This is a genomic window from Thalassotalea sp. G20_0, assembly GCF_017744175.1.
Taxonomy (GTDB): domain Bacteria; phylum Pseudomonadota; class Gammaproteobacteria; order Pseudomonadales; family Endozoicomonadaceae; genus Endozoicomonas.
Window position 1 is genome coordinate 1 of the sequence record NZ_JAGHQV010000104.1, and the last position, 4899, is coordinate 4899.

The 4899-nt window shown below is 47.6% G+C and carries 8 protein-coding genes and 1 pseudogene; 5 read left to right on the forward strand and 4 right to left on the reverse strand.

The annotated features are described in order from the left end of the window. The first annotated feature begins 408 nt into the window (after positions 1 to 408). Entirely contained in the window at positions 409 to 1560 is a 1152-nt protein-coding gene (locus J7438_RS24480) for a hypothetical protein (RefSeq protein ID WP_209278669.1), read from the forward strand. A 223-nt stretch (positions 1561 to 1783) separates the two neighbouring features. Here J7438_RS24480 and J7438_RS24485 read toward each other — a convergent pair whose 3' ends face one another. The 3 genes from J7438_RS24485 to J7438_RS24495 all read right to left on the reverse strand — a co-directional run bounded on the left by J7438_RS24485 (position 1784) and on the right by J7438_RS24495 (position 2908). Then, positions 1784 to 2257, reverse strand: coding sequence for a group II intron maturase-specific domain-containing protein (locus tag J7438_RS24485; RefSeq protein ID WP_209278670.1), 474 nt, complete (start codon positions 2255 to 2257; stop codon positions 1784 to 1786). Between the two features lie 128 nt (positions 2258 to 2385). Further along, positions 2386 to 2613 (reverse strand): reverse transcriptase domain-containing protein, encoded by a 228-nt coding sequence (locus J7438_RS24490; RefSeq protein ID WP_209278671.1) that lies wholly within the window; start codon positions 2611 to 2613, stop codon positions 2386 to 2388. A 13-nt stretch (positions 2614 to 2626) separates the two neighbouring features. After that, positions 2627 to 2908: a reverse transcriptase domain-containing protein gene (locus J7438_RS24495; protein ID WP_209278672.1), complete on the reverse strand. Its 282-nt coding sequence runs from the start codon at positions 2906 to 2908 to the stop codon at positions 2627 to 2629. A gap of 13 nt (positions 2909 to 2921) precedes the next feature. Here J7438_RS24495 and J7438_RS24500 point away from each other — a divergent pair, with 13 nt between their 5' ends. From J7438_RS24500 to J7438_RS28025, 4 genes and pseudogenes are all read left to right on the forward strand, one after another. Continuing rightward, the gene (locus J7438_RS24500) at positions 2922 to 3410 is read left to right on the forward strand and encodes an ATP-binding protein (RefSeq protein ID WP_209278673.1); all 489 of its coding nucleotides are present in this window, start codon (positions 2922 to 2924) and stop codon (positions 3408 to 3410) included. Positions 3411 to 3414: 4 nt separating this feature from the next. Then, entirely contained in the window at positions 3415 to 3732 is a 318-nt protein-coding gene (locus J7438_RS24505) for an STAS-like domain-containing protein (RefSeq protein ID WP_209202127.1), read from the forward strand. Beyond that, positions 3729 to 4310: a hypothetical protein gene (locus J7438_RS24510; protein ID WP_209202126.1), complete on the forward strand. Its 582-nt coding sequence runs from the start codon at positions 3729 to 3731 to the stop codon at positions 4308 to 4310. The genes J7438_RS24505 and J7438_RS24510 overlap by 4 nt, the downstream gene beginning before the upstream one ends. A 49-nt stretch (positions 4311 to 4359) precedes the next feature. Beyond that, positions 4360 to 4497 (forward strand): annotated as a pseudogene (locus J7438_RS28025) (type I restriction-modification system subunit M N-terminal domain-containing protein); the annotation flags it as partial. On the opposite strand, the gene J7438_RS24515 reads toward J7438_RS28025, so the two are convergent. Further along, positions 4431 to 4899: hypothetical protein (locus tag J7438_RS24515; protein WP_209278674.1), on the reverse strand; the 469-nt coding region annotated here is incomplete at its 5' end. The pseudogene J7438_RS28025 and the gene J7438_RS24515 overlap by 67 nt on opposite strands.

The window sequence follows — 4899 nt, forward strand, 5'->3', positions numbered from 1 at the left end:
TTTTTCGGGCGGTCGTCATGTCATTTTTTTTGGTTGCTGGGTAGATTTCCTTAATGCCCTTAAGAGGCTCCAGAAGAAAAATAGACAGTGTGGCCGATTAGTCAAATTTTTGGGTGTCCTTTATTTCAGGATAAAAATTCGGTTTTGTGAGGTGAATAGCGGAGCTATTTGCCGAACAAAAGCGGATTTCTAGACTAATTTGCTGCCGCCGCAGCAGGGCAGCCTATTCTCGCACAGCCTCCTGGGCAGCCCGATCCATTTCTACCCAAGTCCTTCGGGCAATAAAGTATGCCACGGGTTCTGATAAATTTATGGAACCTTTCGATCCGGTAACTGTCAAAAAATTTAATTTGCCTTTGCCTTAACTACAATTTATCACTGTTCAATATCCCAGGGAGGTCCAAACCAATGGATGTACATATTCATACCCTCAACAGATTGTCCATTCCACTGGATTTCAAATATGGCTGTCAGCAGCCGGATAAATTGAAATTTCTGAGTCCTGAAGGAAAAAAATTTATTAAAAACTTGCAACAGCAAGGAAAAACCACCCCAGAGATTGATAGACAATTCGCACTCAAAATGGACAACCCGGAATGTTTTAATCTGCTTGTCAATAATGTCCCACCAATGGCTGAGCGTATCGGCCGAACCGTCACTGGCCACCGGGTAACTGCATCATCGCAAGAGCCCCATGTGCTGCTTATGCAGGAGTTGACCGGCCATGACCGTGAACCCATGGAAAAAGCTCTCAGGGAATACGAATACCGCCTGATCCAGTTTGAGCCTCACCAGAGTGAGTCACGAAAAAAACGGCACCATGATCTGCTTCACGGCACTGCCATATTCCTGTGCGATCCGAAAAATGCCCTTGAGGTGATCGCCAAAGGTTCATTACCCGTGAGCAAAAAGGATGTTGAAGAAAATTCCCATCTGCCAGAAGACTCAGAAGAAATTAAAAACAAAATTGCCAACAAGATTACCGGCAGAAAGGTAGCCACCTGTGTATTCAAACTCAAAGGCACCCATCTTGCCTTTTCTGCTGGGTCCGAGCACTTGGTGGGTTTTGATCGAGATGCACCAAGGGGCCCTGAAATGGATGCTTCCAGGCTACTCGGCGTAATACAGCATGAGAGCCATTTGAAGCAACAGATGGCATTTGTCCAGAAGGTTGAAGCTGAACACAGCGTCAAGGTCGTTGCCATGGTTTCCGGTGGAGATTTCAATGAAGACGACCGCTTTGCCAATCGTACCTGCGAGCAGACCAGTAGTCAGGTTCCAGATGATCTTTACCGTTTAAAAATATCTTCTGACTCCGGTTTCTTACCACCACAGAACCCCAGAGATCAGGAACCCTGCAAACTGATTTCAGAACCGGGTAAGAATACCCAGATAGATTTTTTAACCTTGCGTAGTGACGAAGAGATACAGTGTAAGCTTGAAAATAATTTTAACGGCTTCAAGGATCAGATGGATGGAGACCCCAACTACCCCTCTGACCATATCCTGATATCTGCAGATCTCACTATTCCTGAGTTGGCTCAGCCAAGCCAGCCGTAGGAGCTGCCTGTTAACTTCAGCAGCCCCGCGATGGTGAAGCCCGTTTGACCACAACATGAAGAGTGCGCACTTATTTTGCAACTTAGCCCGGATATTTCATAAACATGCTCCCGTTCTCGCTTGTCCTTTGCCGCTCTAAGGGAGTTTTGTTCAAATCGGGTAAGGGCTGGTCTTTCTCCAGCCCTCCCCACAGCACCCGGCATGCGGGTCCGCACCGGGCGGTTCAACGATGATGGTGAAACCTGATCCATAAGTCTTTCAATGAAACAAGCCCAATTTTCGCGAGGTAACTGTTATTCAGTGCCTGTTGTACCGCATAGGTTTTACTCAGACGGTAATACCCTTTGCTGCTGGCTGCGATCTTGGCGGCGTTCACTTTATCAACGCCTAACCTGACCAGATTATTGAAACGGGTTTTCGGCTTGCGCCATTGCTTCAGAAAGCAGCAACGGATTCGCCGACGTATCCATTGATCCAGCAGGGGAATTGGTCGGTAATATTCCGATAACCGGAAATAGCCCATCCAACCCCGGATATATTGTGCCAATTTGCGTAACCGATGTTGCATTGAGACACCCCAGCGACGACTGGTCAACTTGAGTATCCTGTATTTGAATCGGTCCAGACACTTCTGGACCCAGCGAACTTTCTTCCCTGTGAAGGTGAAACTCAGGAATTCGCTTTCTGTTGCTTTCACAACCTTCTCATCATAAAGAGCTTTTCCGGGAGTTAATCTTCAGTTTCAATTTGCGTTCAATGAATTGGGTAATGCTGTGCATCACCCGATCCCCTGCACGCTGACTTTTGACGAGAATAACGAAGTCATCACACTCTCCTACAAAAGAGCCTTGCGAAGCAATGCCCTCGATATTCAAGCTCCTTGTCAAGTTCGTCGAGGACCACATTAGACAGCAAGGGTGATAAAGGCCCACCCTGTGGCATGCCAACCTTGGTCGGGTAGACATTACCATCAATCATGACACCGGAGCGCAGGTAGCGACCAATCAGTTTCAGAAGGCGTTTGTCGTTGATCTTACGGGAGACCCTCGACATTAAAACGTCGTGATTAACCGTATGACCGCCATGGAAGGTGGGAAGTCTGGTTTTGCAGGAGCAAAAACCAGCCAAAGAATTTACTCAGATCAACGTCAACGGCGTAATGCAGCCCCCTGTTGATCAGCTGCTTAACCTGACAGACTCCGTCGTGTGCTGACCGTCCCGGTCGGTAGCCAAAGCTGTTTGGTGAGAATCCCGGATCAAAGAAAGGGGTCAGCACCTGCACAATGGCCTGCTGTATAACCCTGTCCATCACGGTTGGGGTTCCCAGCAAGAGCGAAATCTCAAACATCTATGGCGGCATTATGGAGGCCGTGACGAACTGTGCACAACATGCCTATCTTCAAGAAGAGTCCAGTCTGGACTTCTCCCTGCTGGGTAAGAGATGGTGGATGCTTATTGCCAAGGATCCGGAACATAAAATTCATATTTTAGTCTGCGATCCAGGTGTTGGTATTCCTGTATCATTTCCTAAAACCAGCAAAGCTCGATTTAAACAGTTCCTGGTGAGTCTTGGTAACCAGCCCCCTAGAGATAAAGATGTCATCGAGGAAGCGATGAAATACGCAGCCACTCGCACCAGAGAGGCGAACAGAGGGAAAGGTTTGGCAGATTTTAAGAAACCTTTCAATAATATAGCGGGAAGTAGGCTGCATGTATTAAGCAACCGGGGAACGTACATCTACAAGCCAAATGGGAATGCCGATGGTTTTGACTCCAGAAACTCTTTGGATGGCACCCTGATCGGATGGGTTATCCCTGCGAAAGAAATTACAAACGCTTCAATGGAATAAGACTATGAGCGAGAAAATTGCTGAATTCGATATCGGTATCGATTTTAACGCATTCCCTGGTGGACGCTTTATCGCTGATGGCCCTGCCAGTGGCGAAGAATTTCGTGACCAACACCTGGCCAGGCTGGTTGCTGAGAACGACAAGGTTGTGATCTACTTCGACAACGCCATGGGCTACGGTTCCTCCTTTCTTGAAGAGGCCTTTGGCGGTCTGGTTCGCAAAAAAATCATAGCGCGTGAAGAACTGCTGAAAAAACTGGATTTACGCACGGAGCAGGACAGCGTAAAAAACAGTGTGATTGAGTACATTAAAAAAGCATGAGTATTGATTGCCAGCTTGTCCTTACCCAGATAATGTCTCTATTGAATTTTTTTGGACTTGTTAAGTTTGAATTTGCCCTAAACCCGTTCAATATTCTTCTCGTTCTCCTTGGCTGGTGGTACGTGCGGCATAATGGTCGCTATTTCGCCAACCGCACCGAACTGAAGTCGAGTATCAAAGATTCTCAGACCTTGCTGAAAGACCTTGAAGATCTAGCTCGTCGCTATTGGGAGTCTGAATTACCCGAGGGCGTGGCAAGAAGTAAGGACTGCATCGACATCTTGATTGGTCTGACCCGTTTAGAACACCACCTCAAGCTGTTGAGCCTGCGTAAGCTGGATATTGATTCATCGTGCCTGGTTCGTGATCTGAGATCCAAACTCACCGGCGATCATTTTGCACAGACCGACAAGCCGGTCCTCAATGCCGACCACAAGAAGATGCTGGCTATCTCCCAAGAAACCAACCGAATCTACGCACTGCTGGATGAAAAGTTCGAGCAAAAATTCAGTTCACCTCTGCCTGTATCTTTATTTAATCGTCTGAAATCACGCATTACTGGCCAGCAGAAATCCTGACTATTCGGCCGAAAATTCCCCTTTCTATGTCTTTGAAAAGTTATTCACCATGGATCACACCGTACATAACAAACTGGTTTCCTTTATCTGGTCAATGGCTGACGACTGCCTGCGGGATGTCTATGTGCACGGCAAATACCGCGATGTCATCCTGCCCATGGTGGTACTTCGACGGCTGGATGCCCTCGGCTTTTGTTCAAGAACCTTATTCAGGTGATTCTTGATGGACTGTTTCAATGTCTCCTTTTTGCTCTCGGGCATTCGCCCCATCCTTATGGTGGATAGCCGATTACCCAGATCATCATAAAACGACAGCGTCCCACAACTGGCTTCCTGACAACCCGCAGGGCCTCTGGTACGCTTGCCTCGTTTTTCCTGACGCTTTCCGTCCTTCATAGGCAGCATTACACCATCAAGAGAGGCCGCTACCGTCACAGCATTGGCTGGAACCTGAAAGTTGTCTGCCAAAATATACTCAAAAGGTTCAAGATACTGCTCCCACCGTTCACTGAGTTTTGCAGGAAGACGAGCCAAAGTACTGGCCGACGGCTTCATATTTCCCAGCAACTCAAGAAGGCTTGAAACTTCG